This is a genomic window from Citrobacter sp. C1, from assembly GCF_014596895.2.
Lineage (GTDB): Bacteria > Pseudomonadota > Gammaproteobacteria > Enterobacterales > Enterobacteriaceae > Citrobacter > Citrobacter gillenii.
The window spans coordinates 877540-894259 of the sequence record NZ_CP115035.1; the positions used below are offsets into that span (position 1 = coordinate 877540).

A 16720-nucleotide genomic window follows, 5' to 3' on the forward strand; every position below is an offset into this window, starting at 1 on the left:
TTGGCCGGGTAAGGCGAAGCCGCCACCCGGCTTTTTATTTAGCGCATCGCGCGTTTCAGGATACGTTCAGCCTGACGCTGGAAGTCTGCAGCAGCTTCTTCCACGGTTTTCTGACCGTAGTCGATGTACTGCAGTGACGTACCGAACTGCGCCACGATCTGCGGGTCATCAAAGTATGGCGAGACGGTGAGTTTGGTTGGCAGCGACTGCGCCAGACGTAACCCAGCGACGGACGGATCGTTTTCTTTGATGGTGCCGTTTTGCGTCAGGATTTCAACGGCTGCTTTACTCAGCGGCACGCCGCGCTCCAGACCCAGCGTTTCGACACCTTCTTTGCTGTTCAGCAGGAAGTTAATCACTTTCGCGGCGGCTTCCGGATTTTTCGTGGATTTGCCAATAGACAGCATCTGCGCAGGTTTAAAGAACAGCCCTGCGTCCGTGGCACCTTCCATCATCGGGTAGCTACCCAGATCCAGCTTCGCCGGTGGCTTCAGGTTATCTGAGTACTTGTTAATGGTGGAGTTCCACATGTAGGTGCCACCCCATTCGCCCTGGATCCACGGCTTCATTTCATACATGTTGCTCTTACCAAACGACGCATAGTATTTGGTGTCTGGCATTACGTGGCTATCAACCAGCTTTTTATAGGTCTGGAAGAACTCAACCCACTGCTCTTTGGAGTAGGAGAATTTCTTGGTCTTTTCATCTACGGCTGGAATGTTGTACTTCTGGATCATGTACGAGTTCAGCAGCGCCAGCGTGTCCTGATGCTCCAGTACCACCGGGTAGTACTGTTTGCCGAGCTTGCTTTCGAACGTTTTGCCCGCAGCCATCAACTCATCCCAGGTTTTCGGGTATTCAACGCCCGCTTTTTTCCAGGTTTCATCGTTAAAGTAGAACACGCGCGCGGTGACGGAAATGGGGATCCCGTTCAGCTTGCCGTTAACGGTAGTGGACTGCAGTTCTTTTGGATCGAACTGGCTTAAGTCGATCACGTCCTTCATTTTGTTCAAGTCGTAAAAACCGTCGCCATTTTTCGAGAAAATCGGCAGCCAGTTCCAGTTGGTTTGCATCACATCCGGCTCGGTACCGCCCGCAATCTGCGTGGTCAGGCGGGATAAGTGACCATCCCAGCCGGTATATTCGGCTTTGACGGTGATATCCGGGTTCAGCTTGTGAAACTCTTCTAACGCTTTCAGCGTGACCTGGTGGCGGCCATTGCCCCCCCACCAGGACATACGTAAATCAACATCCTTTGCCATAGAAGGCAGCGCGGTCAGGCCCAGAGTGGCGGAGATAGCGGCGCTTAAAAGCACTTTTTTCATTTTTATAACTCCATTAGAGAGAGATGTTCTTTTCAGTTTTTGCGTCAAAGAGATGACATTTATTTATATCGAACTTGAAATGCACCTTGCGGTTAAGACCTTTATCAATCATTGGCTTAGCTTTATCTGAAGGGATGCGAGCAGTCAGTTCGTAATCTGCCACTTTCAGGTAAACAAAGAATTCATGGCCCATGTTTTCCACGCGTACCATTTCGCCACTACAGTTGCCTTCGGCAAAAGGCTCTTCGGCGACGTCGACGAATTCCGGACGGATGCCGTAGAAGACATCCTGACCGACATAAGAAGAGACTTTCTCCTGCTTTTCGTCGTTCAACGGCATGGTTTCATTGCCGATGGCAATGTGCAGACGTCCCTCTTGTTCCACCAACTTGCAGGGGCGAATGTTCATCTCCGGTGCGCCGATAAAGCCAGCCACGAACATATTTTTCGGCTTGTGGTACAGGTTATCCGGGGTATCAACCTGCATGATGTGTCCCAGTTTCATCACGCAGATGCGGTCACCCATGGTCATCGCTTCGGTCTGATCGTGGGTCACGTACACGGTGGTGGCCGGCTTGCCGGATTTCTTCAACTGCTTGTGCAGGTCGGAAATACGGATACGCATTGAGGCACGCAGTTTGGCATCAAGGTTGGACAGCGGTTCGTCGAACAGAAACACGTCCGGTTTCTTCACAATCGCACGGCCAACGGCCACACGCTGTGCCTGACCACCGGAGAGCTGGCGAGGCAGGCGCTCCAGCAGTTCTTCCAGTTCGAGGATCTTCGCTGCTTCGTTTACCTGGGCATCAATCTGTGCCTTCGGCATTTTGCTTAGCTTCAGGCCGAACGCCAGGTTCTCACGCACCGTCATGTGCGGGTACAGCGCATAGTTCTGGAATACCATTGCAATCCCGCGCTCCTTCGGTGCCAGATTGTTCACAATCTTCTCGCCGATACGCACTTCGCCGCCGCTGATGGTTTCCAGACCGGCCAGCATACGCAGGGTGGTGGACTTGGCGCAGCCGGATGGCCCGACAATCACCATGAATTCCCCTTCTGCAATTTTCAGGTCGATACCATGTACCGCTTTGAAGCCGTTGGAGTACACTTTTTCCAGTTTATTAAAAATCACTTCAGCCATGATATTTCCCTCTTAACCTTTAATTCCGCTGCTGGTAACGCCCTGTACGAAGTAGCGTTGTGCCAGGAAGAACACAATGATGGATGGCAGAATGGAGATACTCGCCATTGCCAGAATTTCGTTCCACGGCGCACCTTCGGTAACGTCGATGGACATTTTCAGCGCCAGTGCAATCGGGTATTTATCCACGCTGTAGACATAAATCAGCGGCCCGATAAAGTCGTTCATTGACCACATGAACTGGAACAGAGCGACAGAGATGATGGCCGGTTTCAGAATCGGCACCACCACGTACCACAGCACCTGGAAGGAGTTACAGCCGTCAATCTGCGCCGCTTCTTCCATGTCACGCGGTACGCCGCGCAGGAACTGAATCAGCATGAAGACAAAGAACCCTTGCGTGGCGAAGGCCAGCGGCAGGTACAGCGGCATATAGCTGTTCAGCATGCCCATTTCACGGAACATCAGGTACTGCGGGATCAGCAAGACGGTGCTTGGCAGCAGCATGGTGGTGATGAGCGTGGCGAACCAGAATTTCTTCCATGGGATCTCGAAGCGGGCAAAGCCGTATGCCACGATGGTGGAAGAGATAATGGTCAGGATGACTTTCGGAATCACATACTTAAAGGTGTTCAGCATGTAATGGCCGAAGGTGTATTCGGTACCGGTTTTCCAGCCGTTGACGAAGCCATCCCAGGTGGCGTTTGCAGGCCACAGGCTCAGGGTGGTGAAGATCTCGTGGTTCGGTTTGAACGAGGCCGAGAACATCCACACCAGCGGGTACAGCATCAGCAGCCCTACCAACAGCAGGATCACGTAGCGGATGGCCGCGTTAATTTTTTCCCGACGCAGGGTGCGGGCAACTTCACGCTCAGCGATGCTCTGAGCTTCAGAGATTTGTTGGATATCAGCCATTTTTGCCTCCCTTATCGGCGGAATAGAACACCCAGTATTTCGAAGACTTGAAGGCAATGGCCGCAAAGACCGCAACAACCAGGAACAATACCCAGGCCAGCGCCGCGCCGTAGCCCATGTCAAAGTACTTGAAGGCCGTGTCGTAGATGTACAGGGAGAACAGGTAGGTGGAGTAGGTTGGTCCGCCGCCGGTTATCACGTACGGGCCAGTAAACTCCTGGAATGCCTGTGTGGTCTGCATGATGAAGTTGAAGAAGATAACCGGCGTAATCAACGGCACGGTGACTTTCATAAACATCTGCCATTTGGATGCGCCATCGATCATTGCCGCTTCGTACTGAGACTGCGGTACGTTTTGCAACGCCGCGAGGAAGATAACCATCGCGGAGCCAAACTGCCAGACGCGCAGCAGGGTCACGGACATCAGTGCCAGCGAGGGTTCACCCAGCCAGTTAACCGGGTCAAAGCCTAATACACCGATAAAGCTGTTCAGCAGACCGTCGATGGCAAACAGCGCACGCCACAGCACGGCGATAGCCACGGAGCTACCGAGGATGGATGGAATATAGTAAGCCGTACGGAAGAAGCCGATACCGCGTAATTTAAAGTTAAGAACAAACGCAATCCCTAATGCAAATGCCAGTTTTAAAGGGATTGTCAAAAATACGTAGGCGAACGTCACGCCCATGGATTTCCAGAAGAGAGCATCTTCTGTCAACATGTAGCGATAGTTCTCGATGCCGTTAAACACCGGTGGACTCATCAAGTCATACTCAGTAAAACTGAGGAAGAAAGATGAAACGAATGGGAAGGCGGTAAAGATTATCAACCCTATGATGTAGGGTGATATCCACGCCAATCCCAGCATTCTGTTTTCATTCATACATACCTACCTGGCGAGTAATGGTTTAATACGGATTCGGTTGTAACGAACCGGACATACTCTCTGGATGCCCGGTGTGTCGGCGTTCTGTGTCTGTTTGCGATACCAATACTCCCTGTTAATGATTGATATACAATGCTTTTAATGTTGTCATTAACCGGTTGTCATCCTAACGATCAACATGAATGAACCGCCGTTCTTGATTTGTAAAACATCGTTTTAATTTATTTTATTGCGATTTGTTTCTACGTCATTCACATAATGATGGAAATGTGATCAAAGTCGAAACGGCGTTTCAAATAGGTGAGGTGCGCGTCATATTTTAAAAATTCCTGCCGGATTTCTATGGGTTATGACGACATGTATGGCAGCTTTTTGGGCGGGTTAAAGTAATGAAAGTTATATTATTAACATGCTAACAATGCTATTGCGGGCATAAAAAAGCCTTCCACTAAGGAAGGCTTGAAATAAAGGGGAACATTATTTTTTCAGGAAGTCTTCACGTACCGGTGTGAAGGTATCCAGTAATGTTCCCGGCTTTAAACACACGCAGCCGTGCATAATATTGGGCTGTTTATATAACGTGTCACCGGCGCGCACGACATGCTTTTCTTCGCCAATGGTAAATTCAAATTCACCTGACAGCACGTAGGTTAGCTGCTCGTGTGGGTGGCAGTGCATTGGGCCAACTGCGCCTTGTTCAAAGTTGACTTCAACGGCCATCATTTTGCCATCGTGAGCCAGAATGCGGCGGCTCACGCCATTGCCCAAATCTTCAAGGGTGGTTTCTTTATGAAAAATAAACATCCGGCAGTCCTGTAGTATGTTGAAACAATGTTTCATTAAATTTATATCAGAAAGAGTAAAAAAGAAACGCTTGCTCACAGATGTGGAAAGTTGATCACATCTTTGCTTCACTGGCATGACGGTAACGAACGCGGGGAAAATGATGAAAACGATCGGTCTGTTAGGTGGTATGAGCTGGGAATCGACCATTCCTTATTATCGCTTGATTAACGAAGGCGTAAAACAGCGATTGGGTGGCCTGCATTCGGCGCAGATCCTACTGCACAGCGTGGATTTCCATGAGATTGAGCTGTGTCAGAGTCGTGGCGAGTGGGATAAAGCGGGCGACATTCTGGCGCAGGCTGCGCGGGGACTTCAGCAGGCCGGTGCCGAGGGCATTGTGCTGTGTACCAACACCATGCATAAGGTGGCCGGGGCGATTGAAGCCGCCTGTGATGTGCCTTTCCTGCATATTGCGGATGCAACAGGACGCGCCATCAGTCAGCAGAATATGAGTAATGTGGCGCTGTTGGGTACGCGCTACACCATGGAGCAGGATTTCTATCGCGGTCGCCTACAGGATGAATTTGGTATTAGCACCTTGATTCCCGAACAAGGCGATAGGCAGAAAATTAACCAGATAATTTTTGACGAGCTGTGCCTCGGCGAATTCAGCGACGCCTCGCGCGACTATTACCTGAGTGTGATAGGCGACCTGGCGAGCCAGGGAGCGCAAGGGGTGATTTTTGGCTGTACCGAGATTGGTCTGCTAGTGCCAGCAGAATTAAGCCCGATCCCGGTATTTGATACGGCAGCGATTCACGCGGCGGATGCGGTGGAATTTATGTTGTCGTAGGCAGGTTTAAAATAGTATCCAGTGGATCGAGCAGGTGCGGAAGGTGAGTTTGAAGATGGGTTGTGAACGTATCAACCAGCGTGGAGGTAGGGCGGTGCAGCGGGCGAATCAGGCTGACGGTAAAGGGGACGTCGAGGCTAAATCGGCGCACTACCACGCCGCTGGTGGCATAGTCCAGTGCGGTGAGCGGGTTGACCACGGAGATCCCCACCCCGGCACGCACCATCGCACAAACAGAGGCGGCGCTGTGCGTCTCCACCACCATCCGCCGTTTAACTTGATGCTCAAGGAACAGGGCATCGAGCAACTGGCGGTAGCTGTCCGTTAGCGACAGGCTGATGTAATTTTCGCCCTGAAAATCCTGTGGTGTTAAGACTGATTTTTCCGCCAGCGGATGCCCCTGGGGCAATACGCACACTTCGTTTAGTGTCAGCAGCGGCGTACGTTCGGTTCCGGCGGGAGTATGCAGCGTCTCCGTTATGCCTAAATCGTGACGCTGTGCCGACAGCCACTCCTCCAGCAGTGGAGACTCCTGCGGCACAATCTGAATATTCACCTGCGGATAGCGCGCCAGAAACGGTTGCAGCAGCGAGGGCAAAAAGGATTGTGAAAAGACCGGTAGACAGACAATCGATAACTCCCCCTGGCGGAACTCGCGCAGGCTTTCGGCGGCGCTCACAATCCGATCCAGGCCGTACCAGGAACGCTGTACTTCTTCGAATAACCGCAGTCCTTGCACCGTTGGGTGTAGACGTCCGCGACTGCGCTCAAACAGCTTCAATCCCAGTACCTGCTCGAATCGCGCCAGCTCGCGGCTGACGGTCGGCTGCGAGGTATTCAGCATCCGTGCGGCTTCCGTCAGGTTGCCCGCCGTCATGATGGCGTGAAAGATTTCGATATGGCGCAGGTTAACGGCAGGCATGGGCATTCCTCGAATCAACTAGTCCATATCATTTTTGCATAGACTCACGATAAAACGATATTTTTTATTGTCTTCAGGCTGTGGCGTAATCATAAAAAACAGATACCGGAGTTTGCTATGCCACGCCCACTCAACAATACCGACACTGACCTGACCGCTGACAACCTGCTGCGCCTGCCCGCCGAATTCGGCTGTCCGGTGTGGGTTTATGATGCGCAAATCATCCGCGCGCAGATTGCTAAACTCGGCCAGTTTGACGTGGTGCGATTTGCCCAGAAGGCGTGCTCAAATATTCATATCCTGCGCCTGATGCGTGAGCAGGGCGTGAAGGTGGATTCCGTCTCATTAGGCGAGATTGAACGTGCGCTGGCGGCGGGGTTCGTGCCGGGTAACGATGAGATTGTCTTTACCGCAGATATGATTGATGGTGCGACGCTGGCGCGGGTGCACGAGCTGCAGATCCCGGTGAATGCTGGTTCGGTGGATATGCTTGAGCAACTGGGCCAGCTGTCGCCGGGCCACCGCGTGTGGCTGCGTGTTAACCCTGGTTTTGGTCATGGGCACAGCCAGAAAACCAATACCGGCGGTGAAAATAGCAAGCACGGGATCTGGTATAGCGATCTTCCGGCGGCACTGGAAGTGATCCAGCGCTATCAGTTGAAGCTGGTCGGCATTCATATGCATATTGGTTCTGGCGTGGATTACGGTCATCTGGAGCAAGTGTGCGGCGCAATGGTGCGTCAAGTGGTGGAGTTTGGTCAGGATCTTGACGCGATCTCGGCGGGTGGTGGCTTATCGATCCCGTATCGTGAAGGGGAAGAGGCGATCAATACCGATCACTACTTTGGTCTGTGGAACGCCGCGCGTGAGCAAATTGCTAAACATCTGGGGCATCCGGTGAAACTTGAGATCGAGCCTGGGCGTTTTCTGGTGGCCGAAGCGGGTGTGCTGGTGGCGCAAGTACGCAGCGTTAAAGAGATGGGTAGCCGCCACTTTGTATTGATCGACGCCGGTTTTAACGATCTGATGCGCCCGGCGATGTACGGTAGTTATCACCACATTTCGGCGCTGGCGGGTGATGGTCGTGCGTTAGAGCAGGCCGCGCAGATTGACACGGTGGTTGCCGGGCCGCTATGTGAATCCGGTGATGTGTTTACCCAGCAGGAGGGCGGCAAAGTCGAAACGCGTCTGCTGCCAGCGGTTGTACCGGGGGATTATCTGGTGCTACACGATACCGGGGCGTACGGCGCGTCGATGTCGTCGAATTACAACAGCCGACCGCTGCTACCGGAAGTGCTGTTTGACAACGGCGTGGCGCGACTGATTCGTCGTCGCCAGACCATTGATGAGCTGTTAGCGCTGGAACTTATTTGAGAGATGGGATTCCCGGCGGCGCTGCGCTTGGCCGGGTGTAGGCCGGATAAGGCGGTAGCCGCCATCCGGCAATGTGCGCGGTGATGCCTGATGGCGCTACGCTTATCAGGCCTACAAATATGCACGAATGTATCCCGGCACTATTCGTAAAACGGCCCGGTTGTCACCGAATCCCGCAATACCAGCGTGCCGGTAAATGGCGGGATAGGTTCAACGTTCTCACCGTTCGCCAGGCGGACGGCCTGGTCGATGGCCGTGGTGATCATGCTATCAATCGGCAGATAGACGGTCGACAGCCCCGGCTCCAGCCATTTGGCGCTGGGGGCATCATCAAAACCAAACAGCGATACATCCTGCGGGATCTTCAGCCCGGCCTGATGTAATGCTTTTGAGGCACCTAATGCCATATCATCGTTACAGGCAAAGAGGGCGCTGAAAATCACCCCTTCCTCCAGCAATTCACGGCAGGCCTCGAAGCCTTTCATCATCGTAGAATCACCGTATTTAACTTTCGCGGGATCCCAGGGAATACCGTGCTTTTCCAGCGCCTTACGATAACCCATCAGGCGTGACTTACCGGTCGGGGTATGGTGCGGGACGGTGATACAGGCGATATCGCTATGGCCTTGTGAAATCAGGTAACTTACCGCTTGATACGCCGCATTTTCTTGTTCAAAGAAAATTGCCCGGTCGCGGGCCTGGCTGACATCGCGGTTAATGACCAGCAGCGGCATATCAATGCTATGCATCAGCGACATAATCGCTTTTTCGCTCATATAGCGGGTATAAAGAATAATGGCGTCGCACTGGCGGTCGGCCAGCATTTGTACCGCTTCCTGTTCGCGCTCCGGCGTATCGTGGCCGTCGGTCACGATCAGCTGTTTGCCGTGGGATTCGGTTTGGCGTGAAGCCTGTTGCAGCAGACGGCCAAAATAGAAGCCATCGAATGTGGAAACCACCAGGCCAATGCTGTTACTGGTGCGATTCGCCAGCGAACGCGCCAAAAAATTAGGGCGGTAGTCTAAGGCCTGCATGGCATTAAAGACTTTCTGGCGCGTGCTTTCTTTGACTTGACCCGTTCCGTTCAGCACACGCGAAACGGTCGCTTTTGATACGCCAGCATGACGAGAAACATCCAACATCGTTGTCATGACGCTATCCTGATTAATCCTTTGACGAAGAATTCCCTGATTCTGTCAGCGTCGAAACGGAATGTCGACGGACCAGCGTAGGGTTGAATACATGCGTTATTTCCGGTGCCGGAAGGTTGTCGGCCAACGCCAGCGCCAGTTCGGCGGCCTGGGTTGCCATCGTTACTATTGGGTAGCGTACCGTCGTCAGCCGTGGACGCACGTAGCGGGAAACCAGCACATCATCAAAACCGATCAGTGATATTTCGCCCGGTACATCGATGCCATTATCATTTAATACACCCATAGCACCTGCCGCCATTGAGTCGTTATAGCAGGCGACAGCGGTGAAGTTCTTGCCACGTCCCAGCAGTTCCGTCATCGCCTGTTCGCCGCCGCTTTCGTCCGGTTCACCGAAGGTCACCAGCCGATCGTTGATCGGGATGTTGCTTTCTGCCAGCGCATCGTAATAGCCCTGCAGACGATCTTCTGCATCAGAAATACTGTGGTTAGAGCACAGGTAGCCGATGCGTGTATGGCCCTGCTGGATGAGGTGGCGGGTTGCCAGCCATGCGCCGTAACGGTCATCAAGCGCAACGCAGCGCTGTTCGAAGCCAGGCAGGATGCGATTGATAAGCACCATGCCGGGGATTTGTTTCATTAATGACGCCAGCTCCGCGTCCGGGATAATTTTTGCGTGAACCACCAGAGCCGCGCAGCGGTGGCGAATAAGTTGCTCAATCGCCTGACGTTCTTTCTGCTCGTTATGGTAGCCGTTACCAATCAGTAAAAAATTACCCGTGTTATAGGCCACCTGCTCGACAGCTTTAACCATTGCCCCGAAGAATGGATCGGACACATCACCCACCACCAGACCGACGGTCTCGGTGGATTGCTGTGCCAGCGCACGCGCATTGGCATTAGGGTGGTAGTTGAGTGATTCCATTGCACTCATCACAGCCAGGCGGGAGGCTTCGCTGGCTTTAGGGGAATGATTGATCACGCGAGAAACGGTGGCGACTGATACACCAGCGAGTTGGGCTACGTCCTTTATAGTCGCCATGATAGTACCTGTTGTGGGTAAACGCTTACATTCCGTCAGTGTTACGGAAAATGGCTGGTTGTTCAAGCAGATTGCCCATCAGGACTGCGCAAATGTGAGCGCACACGAGCGAAGTAAGACAGAAAGAGAGAATGAAAATCTTTGCTTACACTTTGCGATGACCTGTTGCGATTGTTCGCTGGCGAGGAGAAAGACAGGATTGCTAGAGTTGGGATCCCAGAGGTATTGATAGGTGAAATCAGCTTTCGGGTTGATCACAAGATTTACACCAACCTGCGCAGATGCGCAGGTTTTTTTTTGCCTTTACGCGCATCTGTAACAGTAAGCGATAATTTACACAACTGGTTGCACTTGGGTTCATTCCTTTGCGTTTTCGGACTGGCGTATCGGCCCGGTGGCGACCACAATCAAGATCCCAGAGGTATTGATTGGTGAGATTATTCGGTACGCATTTCGTACCTGTCTCTTGCACCAACCTGCGCGGATGCGCAGGTTTTTTTTCGCCTCTTTTTTCGGACTCTATTTACCTGTCGCGCCTCCCCCACAACTCGTATAATCTGCCACCATTCATCTTTAGATAATTGATGGTACAGGGAGTTGAAATGCTATTAGGGTTTTTTCGCAATGTGTTTCGCGTGCTTTTCCGCGTTCGCCTTACGGGCGATGTCAGTGCACTACGGGGAGAGCGCGTCTTAATCACTCCCAATCATGTCTCTTTTATCGACGGTATGCTGCTGGCGCTGTTTTTGCCGATTCGCCCGGTCTTTGCGGTTTATACCTCGATCAGCCAGCAATGGTACATGCGCTGGCTCACCCCGCTGATTGATTTCGTGCCGCTAGACCCCACTAAACCGATGTCAATTAAGCATCTGGTTCGCCTGGTTGAGCAGGGACGTCCGGTGGTTATTTTCCCGGAAGGCCGTATTTCGACCACCGGCTCATTGATGAAAATCTATGACGGTGCCGGATTTGTCGCGGCGAAATCTGGCGCGACGGTGGTGCCAGTGCGCATTGAGGGCGCTGAGCTGAGCTACTTTAGCCGCCTGAAAGGTTTAGTTAAACGACGTTTCTTCCCACGCATTCAGCTACATATCCTGCCGCCTACGCAGTTACCGATGCCAGAAGCGCCGCGCGCCCGCGATCGCCGCAAGATGGCCGGTGAAATGCTGCACCAGATTATGATGGAAGCGCGCATGGCCGTACGACCGCGTGAAACGTTGTATGAGTCTCTGCTGGCGGCGAAGTACCGTTTTGGCGCAGGAAAAAACTGCATTGAAGACGTTAACTTTACCCCAGACAGCTATCGCAAACTGCTGACTAAAACGCTGTTTGTTGCCCGTATTCTGGAAAAATACAGCGTAGAAGGTGAGAAGATTGGTCTGATGCTCCCCAATGCGGGGATTAGCGCGGCTGTGATTTTTGGCGCTATTGCCCGTCGACGTATTCCGGCCATGATGAACTACACGGCGGGCGTAAAAGGGCTGACCAGCGCCATTACCGCCTCTGAAATCAAAACGATTTTTACCTCCCGCCAGTTTCTCGACAAAGGCAAACTCTGGCATCTGCCGGAACAGCTTACCCAGGTGCGCTGGGTGTACCTGGAAGATTTAAAAGCCGATGTTACCTTTAACGATAAAGTGTGGATTTTCTCTCATCTGCTGATGCCGCACCTGGCTCAGGTGAAGCAGCAGCCTGAAGAAGCTGCGGTGATCCTCTTTACCTCCGGCTCTGAGGGACATCCGAAAGGTGTGGTGCACAGCCACAAAAGCATTCTGGCGAACGTCGAGCAAATTAAAACCATTGCCGACTTCACCGCCGACGATCGCTTTATGTCGGCGCTGCCGTTGTTCCACTCTTTTGGCCTGACGGTGGGGCTGTTTACGCCGCTCCTGACCGGTGCCGGAGTCTTTCTCTATCCCAGCCCGCTGCATTATCGCATTGTGCCGGAGCTGGTGTATGACCGAAACTGCACCGTGCTGTTTGGCACCTCGACGTTCCTCGGCAACTACGCGCGCTTTGCCCATCCTTATGATTTCCACCGCCTGCGCTACGTGGTAGCGGGAGCTGAAAAGCTGCAGGACACCACAAAGCAACTGTGGCAGGAGAAGTTTGGGTTGCGTGTGCTTGAGGGCTATGGCGTGACGGAATGTGCGCCGGTGGTGTCGATTAACGTGCCGATGGCGGCAAAATCAGGCACGGTAGGGCGTATTCTGCCCGGTATGGATGCCCGACTGCTGGCGGTTCCAGGCATTGAAGACGGCGGACGTTTGCAGTTGAAAGGTCCGAACATTATGAGCGGCTATTTGCGCGTTGAAAACCCGGGTGTACTGGAAGTGCCGACGGCAGAAAATGCACAGGGCGAGGTTGAGCGCGGCTGGTATGACACCGGTGACATTGTGCGTTTTGACGAGAACGGCTTTGTGCAGATTCAGGGGCGCGCCAAGCGCTTTGCGAAAATTGCTGGTGAGATGGTATCGCTGGAAATGGTGGAGCAGCTGGCGCTGGCGGTCTCTGCTGACAAAATGCACGCCACGGCTATCAAGAGTGATGCCAGCAAAGGTGAGGCGCTGGTGTTGTTCACCACTGACAGCGAGTTGACGCGTGAAAAACTGCTGCAGCATGCGCGGGCCCACGGCATCCCTGAGCTCGCCGTGCCGCGTGATATTCGCCACCTGAAGCAACTCCCTCTCCTCGGCAGCGGTAAGCCGGACTTTGTAACGCTGAAAAGCTGGGTTGATGAACCGGAACAACAACATGCGTGAGTCAGTACACACTAACACTTCAATCTGGTCCAAAGGGATGATGTCCGTTATCGCCGCGCAGTTTCTGTCGGCGTTTGGCGATAACGCACTGCTGTTTGCCACTCTGGCGTTGCTGAAAGAGCAATTCTATCCGGACTGGAGCCAGCCGATCCTGCAAATGGTGTTTGTGGGTGCTTACATTCTTTTCGCCCCTTTTGTCGGGCAGGTGGCGGACAGCTTTGCCAAAGGCAGAGTGATGATGTTCGCCAACGGCCTCAAACTGCTGGGGGCGGCAAGTATTTGCTTCGGTGTTAACCCGTTTCTTGGGTACACGCTAGTGGGCGTTGGCGCGGCGGCGTATTCACCGGCCAAGTATGGCATTCTCGGGGAACTGACCACCGGCGATAAACTGGTGAAAGCTAACGGTCTGATGGAAGCCTCAACCATCGCTGCTATTCTGCTGGGCTCGGTGGCTGGCGGTGTGCTGGCCGACTGGCATGTGATAGCCGCGCTCTCGGTTTGCGCGCTGGCCTATGCGGGTGCGGTGGTGGCTAACCTGTCAATCCCGAAGCTTGCTGCCGCGCGTCCTGGTCAGTCGTGGCATCTGGGGAAAATGACGCGCAGCTTCTTCTGCGCGGCGTCTTCGCTGTGGCGCAACGGTGAAACGCGCTTCTCGTTGGTGGGAACCAGCCTGTTTTGGGGCGCGGGGGTGACGCTGCGTTTTCTGCTGGTACTGTGGGTGCCGGTAGCGTTGGGGATTACCGATAACGCCACACCGACCTATCTCAACGCGATGGTGGCAATTGGGATTGTTGTTGGCGCGGGTGCTGCGGCGAAGCTGGTCACGCTGGAGACAGTGTCTCGCTGCATGCCCGCGGGGATCCTGATTGGCGTCGGCGTACTGTTCTTATCTCTGCAGCATGCGCTGTTGCCGTCCTATGGGCTGCTAATGCTTATCGGTGTGCTGGGCGGTTTCTTTGTTGTGCCGCTGAATGCGTTGTTGCAGGAACGAGGCAAAAAAAGCGTCGGCGCGGGTAATGCCATCGCGGTGCAAAATCTGGGTGAAAACAGCGCCATGCTGCTGATGCTCGGTATTTACTCGCTGGCGGTGCTGGTGGGCATTCCGGCAGTTGCTATCGGAATTGGCTTTGGCGGGCTGTTCGCGCTGGCGATTACGGCGCTGTGGATCTGGCAACGTCGCCATTAGCCTGTTACGTGCTGTTGCCGGATGGCGGCGTTGCCTTATCCGGCCTACAGTACGGCTTGTTTTTGTAGGCCTGATAAGCGTAGCGCCATCAGGCACTACACGTTACGGTGCAGGATAGGTATAAACCTGATGCACCGCTTCAATCTCTGCCAGTACCTCTTCGCTTAACGTCAGATGCAAACTTTCGACATTGGTTTTTAGCTGCTCCATAGTTGTCGCCCCCAGCAGGGTGCTGGCGACAAACGGCTGGCGACGCACAAAGGCCAGTGCCATCTGCGCCGGGTCCAGGTTATGGCGTTTGGCGATATCTACGTAGGCGGCGACGGCTTTTTGCGTCTGTTCGCCGCTGTAGCGCGTGAAGCGACTAAACAGCGTATGGCGTGCGCCGGCAGGCTGCGCGCCGTTCAGGTACTTACCGGTTAATGTGCCAAAGCCCAGGCACGAGTAGGCCAGCAGTTCAATGCCTTCGTACTGGCTGACTTCCGCTAATCCCACTTCAAAGCTACGGTTCAGCAGGCTGTAGGGGTTCTGGATAGTGACAATGCGCGGCAGGTCGTGTTTGTCCGCCAGGTGTAAATAGCGCATGACGCCAAATGCGGTTTCGTTGGACACGCCGATATAGCGAATTTTCCCGGCGCGCTGAAATTCAGTTAGCGCTTCCAACGTTTCCAGCAGAGTGACTACCGGAGCGGAGTCTGTCCAGCTGTAGCCCAGCTTGCCAAAGCAGTTGGTTGGGCGCTGTGGCCAGTGAACCTGATACAGGTCCAGATAATCGGTTTGCAGGCGTTTGAGGCTGTCGTTCAGTGCCTGGCGAATGTTTTTACGATCCAGCGCCTGATTCGGGCGAATGCCGCTGTCATTATTACGCGACGGCCCGCTGACCTTTGAGGCGACGATCAGTTTTTCACGGCTGCCGTGTTTAGCGAGCCAGTTGCCGACGTAGGTTTCCGTGAGGCCCTGGGTTTCCGGGCGTGGCGGGACCGGATACATCTCGGCAACGTCGATTAAATTGATGCCTTGTGCTACGGCATAGTCAAGCTGTGCATGTGCGTCGGCTTCGCTGTTTTGTTCACCAAACGTCATTGTGCCCAGCCCCAGTGTACTGACTTCCAGCGAGCTGTGGGGTATACGGTGATATTGCATAGCCGTTTCCTTTTTATAATCACAACATAAGGATTATAAAAATGGCTGAGGGAAGGGAAAAAGGGAAGCAAAATTGTTAAGGCCAGCAGCGAGGCTGACCTCAACCATCAACGCTCAATGATTTGAGATACGTCGTCGCGGTTAATCTGCATCGCATTGCCTTGCTGGTCGTGATAGCTCACCAGACCGGTATCATCATCAATTTCGGGTTTACCGTCGGTCAGGATCATCCGACCATCTTTGGTCGCCATCACATAATCACTGCTGCATCCAGAAACGGCGAAAGCCAATCCTACCGCGGAAATTAAAACTGCCCATTTTTTCATCTATTTATCCTCACGTGGCCTGCGTCTGACACTAGTTTAGTAATAACGCGAAGTTATGCCGGGCGAAAGCAGTAAAATCTTAATCTGTGAGAAGAAAAGGTGATGTGGGTCGTCGCTCCCCTTGCGGGGGAGCGACTGATGGGGTCAGAGCGGGTTCTTTTTATTGCGCAACAGGTTCAGGGTCTCTACACCGATAGAGAAGAACATGGCGAAATAAATGTACCCTTTCGGCACATGCACATCGAAACTTTCCAGAATCAGCGTGAAGCCGACCAGGATCAGGAAAGAGAGTGCCAGCATTTTTACCGAGGGATGGCGATCCACAAATTCACCAATCGGGCGTGCCGCAAACATCATCACGCCGACGGCAATAACTACCGCCGCCATCATGATAAACAGATGATCGGACAAGCCTACTGCGGTGATGACGGAGTCCAGGCTGAAGATAATGTCTAACAACATGATCTGCACAATTGCCCCGAGGAACGAGGATACGCGTGTTTTCAGCCCTTCTTCTTCACCTTCTATAGACTCATGAATCTCCTTACTGGCTTTCCAGATCAGGAACAATCCACCAAGCAGAAGGATCAGGTCACGCGCTGAGATCGCCTCGCCAAACACCTCAAACAGCGGGTTGGTCAGACGCGTGACCCAGGCGATAGACGCCAGTAGTGCCAGACGCATGATCATCGCTGCCGCCAGCCCGATACGTCGGGCATGACTGCGTTGTGCGGTCGGGAGTTTAGCAACGACCAAAGAAAGGAAAATAATATTGTCGATCCCCAGAACGATCTCCAGCAGCGTCAGCGTACCGAGCGCCAGCCAGGCGTTAGGATCGGTTATCCATGCAAATAACATCGAACAAAGTCCTGCCAAAAAAAAGAAGCGCTAATTATAGGCGCGTAACG

Annotated in this window: 15 protein-coding genes; 4 read left to right on the forward strand and 11 right to left on the reverse strand. The window is 53.3% G+C overall.

Going from position 1 to position 16720, the window contains the following annotated elements:
- Positions 1-38: 38 nt before the first annotated feature.
- The 5 genes from IB214_RS04205 to IB214_RS04225 all read right to left on the reverse strand — a co-directional run bounded on the left by IB214_RS04205 (position 39) and on the right by IB214_RS04225 (position 5071).
- Positions 39-1325 (reverse strand): ABC transporter substrate-binding protein, encoded by a 1287-nt coding sequence (locus IB214_RS04205; protein WP_096755833.1) that lies wholly within the window; start codon positions 1323-1325, stop codon positions 39-41.
- A gap of 13 nt (positions 1326-1338) precedes the next feature.
- The gene (locus IB214_RS04210; RefSeq protein ID WP_096755834.1) at positions 1339-2466 is read right to left on the reverse strand and encodes an ABC transporter ATP-binding protein; all 1128 of its coding nucleotides are present in this window, start codon (positions 2464-2466) and stop codon (positions 1339-1341) included.
- Between the two features lie 12 nt (positions 2467-2478).
- Entirely contained in the window at positions 2479-3381 is a 903-nt protein-coding gene (locus tag IB214_RS04215) for a carbohydrate ABC transporter permease (RefSeq protein ID WP_096755835.1), read from the reverse strand.
- Complete coding sequence (locus IB214_RS04220; RefSeq protein WP_096755836.1) at positions 3374-4264, reverse strand: sugar ABC transporter permease; 891 nt, start codon at positions 4262-4264, stop codon at positions 3374-3376. Before IB214_RS04220 ends, IB214_RS04215 begins: the two co-directional genes overlap by 8 nt.
- A 480-nt stretch (positions 4265-4744) precedes the next feature.
- The gene (locus IB214_RS04225; RefSeq protein ID WP_096755837.1) at positions 4745-5071 is read right to left on the reverse strand and encodes a cupin domain-containing protein; all 327 of its coding nucleotides are present in this window, start codon (positions 5069-5071) and stop codon (positions 4745-4747) included.
- A gap of 142 nt (positions 5072-5213) precedes the next feature.
- Here IB214_RS04225 and IB214_RS04230 point away from each other — a divergent pair, with 142 nt between their 5' ends.
- Positions 5214-5906 (forward strand): aspartate/glutamate racemase, encoded by a 693-nt coding sequence (locus IB214_RS04230; protein ID WP_117343828.1) that lies wholly within the window; start codon positions 5214-5216, stop codon positions 5904-5906.
- Here IB214_RS04230 and IB214_RS04235 read toward each other — a convergent pair.
- Positions 5893-6828 (reverse strand): LysR family transcriptional regulator, encoded by a 936-nt coding sequence (locus IB214_RS04235; RefSeq protein WP_117343814.1) that lies wholly within the window; start codon positions 6826-6828, stop codon positions 5893-5895. The genes IB214_RS04230 and IB214_RS04235 overlap by 14 nt on opposite strands.
- A gap of 117 nt (positions 6829-6945) precedes the next feature.
- On the opposite strand from IB214_RS04235, the gene lysA reads away from it, so the two are divergent.
- Positions 6946-8202, forward strand: a complete 1257-nt coding sequence (lysA, locus tag IB214_RS04240; protein ID WP_117343815.1) for a diaminopimelate decarboxylase — start codon at positions 6946-6948, stop codon at positions 8200-8202.
- Positions 8203-8342: 140 nt separating this feature from the next.
- On the opposite strand, the gene IB214_RS04245 is transcribed toward lysA, so the two are convergent.
- Both IB214_RS04245 and galR read right to left on the reverse strand, forming a co-directional pair.
- Positions 8343-9353: a LacI family DNA-binding transcriptional regulator gene (locus IB214_RS04245; protein WP_117343817.1), complete on the reverse strand. Its 1011-nt coding sequence runs from the start codon at positions 9351-9353 to the stop codon at positions 8343-8345.
- Positions 9354-9366: 13 nt separating this feature from the next.
- Positions 9367-10395 carry an HTH-type transcriptional regulator GalR gene (gene galR, locus IB214_RS04250; protein ID WP_117343818.1) on the reverse strand — a complete coding sequence of 343 codons (1029 nt, stop codon included), beginning with the start codon at positions 10393-10395 and terminating at the stop codon, positions 9367-9369.
- 602 nt (positions 10396-10997) lie between these two features.
- On the opposite strand from galR, the gene aas reads away from it, so the two are divergent.
- Together aas and lplT are read left to right on the forward strand one after the other, a co-directional pair.
- Positions 10998-13157: a bifunctional acyl-ACP--phospholipid O-acyltransferase/long-chain-fatty-acid--ACP ligase gene (aas, locus tag IB214_RS04255; RefSeq protein WP_117343819.1), complete on the forward strand. Its 2160-nt coding sequence runs from the start codon at positions 10998-11000 to the stop codon at positions 13155-13157.
- Positions 13150-14343: a lysophospholipid transporter LplT gene (gene lplT / locus IB214_RS04260; RefSeq protein ID WP_096755844.1), complete on the forward strand. Its 1194-nt coding sequence runs from the start codon at positions 13150-13152 to the stop codon at positions 14341-14343. Before aas ends, lplT begins: the two co-directional genes overlap by 8 nt.
- A 102-nt stretch (positions 14344-14445) precedes the next feature.
- Here the strand turns inward: lplT and IB214_RS04265 are convergent, their stop codons facing one another.
- The 3 genes from IB214_RS04265 to IB214_RS04275 all read right to left on the reverse strand — a co-directional run bounded on the left by IB214_RS04265 (position 14446) and on the right by IB214_RS04275 (position 16670).
- Entirely contained in the window at positions 14446-15486 is a 1041-nt protein-coding gene (locus tag IB214_RS04265) for an NADP(H)-dependent aldo-keto reductase (RefSeq protein WP_096755845.1), read from the reverse strand.
- A gap of 107 nt (positions 15487-15593) precedes the next feature.
- Positions 15594-15812 carry a lipoprotein YgdR gene (gene ygdR, locus IB214_RS04270; protein WP_000758660.1) on the reverse strand — a complete coding sequence of 73 codons (219 nt, stop codon included), beginning with the start codon at positions 15810-15812 and terminating at the stop codon, positions 15594-15596.
- Between the two features lie 144 nt (positions 15813-15956).
- Positions 15957-16670, reverse strand: coding sequence for a TerC family protein (locus IB214_RS04275; RefSeq protein ID WP_096755846.1), 714 nt, complete (start codon positions 16668-16670; stop codon positions 15957-15959).
- Positions 16671-16720: the final 50 nt, after the last annotated feature.

What these genes read in the sequence shown, in the direction of transcription:
- aas (WP_117343819.1), top strand. Translation starts at nt 10,998, where the DNA reads ATGCTATTAGGGTTTTTTCGCAATGTGTTTCGCGTGCTTTTCCGCGTT.
- IB214_RS04220 (WP_096755836.1), bottom strand. Translation starts at nt 4,264, where the DNA reads ATGAATGAAAACAGAATGCTGGGATTGGCGTGGATATCACCCTACATC.
- IB214_RS04215 (WP_096755835.1), bottom strand. Translation starts at nt 3,381, where the DNA reads ATGGCTGATATCCAACAAATCTCTGAAGCTCAGAGCATCGCTGAGCGT.
- IB214_RS04230 (WP_117343828.1), top strand. Translation starts at nt 5,214, where the DNA reads ATGAAAACGATCGGTCTGTTAGGTGGTATGAGCTGGGAATCGACCATT.
- IB214_RS04275 (WP_096755846.1), bottom strand. Translation starts at nt 16,670, where the DNA reads ATGTTATTTGCATGGATAACCGATCCTAACGCCTGGCTGGCGCTCGGT.
- lplT (WP_096755844.1), top strand. Translation starts at nt 13,150, where the DNA reads ATGCGTGAGTCAGTACACACTAACACTTCAATCTGGTCCAAAGGGATG.
- lysA (WP_117343815.1), top strand. Translation starts at nt 6,946, where the DNA reads ATGCCACGCCCACTCAACAATACCGACACTGACCTGACCGCTGACAAC.
- IB214_RS04235 (WP_117343814.1), bottom strand. Translation starts at nt 6,828, where the DNA reads ATGCCTGCCGTTAACCTGCGCCATATCGAAATCTTTCACGCCATCATG.
- IB214_RS04210 (WP_096755834.1), bottom strand. Translation starts at nt 2,466, where the DNA reads ATGGCTGAAGTGATTTTTAATAAACTGGAAAAAGTGTACTCCAACGGC.
- IB214_RS04265 (WP_096755845.1), bottom strand. Translation starts at nt 15,486, where the DNA reads ATGCAATATCACCGTATACCCCACAGCTCGCTGGAAGTCAGTACACTG.
- IB214_RS04205 (WP_096755833.1), bottom strand. Translation starts at nt 1,325, where the DNA reads ATGAAAAAAGTGCTTTTAAGCGCCGCTATCTCCGCCACTCTGGGCCTG.
- IB214_RS04245 (WP_117343817.1), bottom strand. Translation starts at nt 9,353, where the DNA reads ATGACAACGATGTTGGATGTTTCTCGTCATGCTGGCGTATCAAAAGCG.
- IB214_RS04225 (WP_096755837.1), bottom strand. Translation starts at nt 5,071, where the DNA reads ATGTTTATTTTTCATAAAGAAACCACCCTTGAAGATTTGGGCAATGGC.
- galR (WP_117343818.1), bottom strand. Translation starts at nt 10,395, where the DNA reads ATGGCGACTATAAAGGACGTAGCCCAACTCGCTGGTGTATCAGTCGCC.
- ygdR (WP_000758660.1), bottom strand. Translation starts at nt 15,812, where the DNA reads ATGAAAAAATGGGCAGTTTTAATTTCCGCGGTAGGATTGGCTTTCGCC.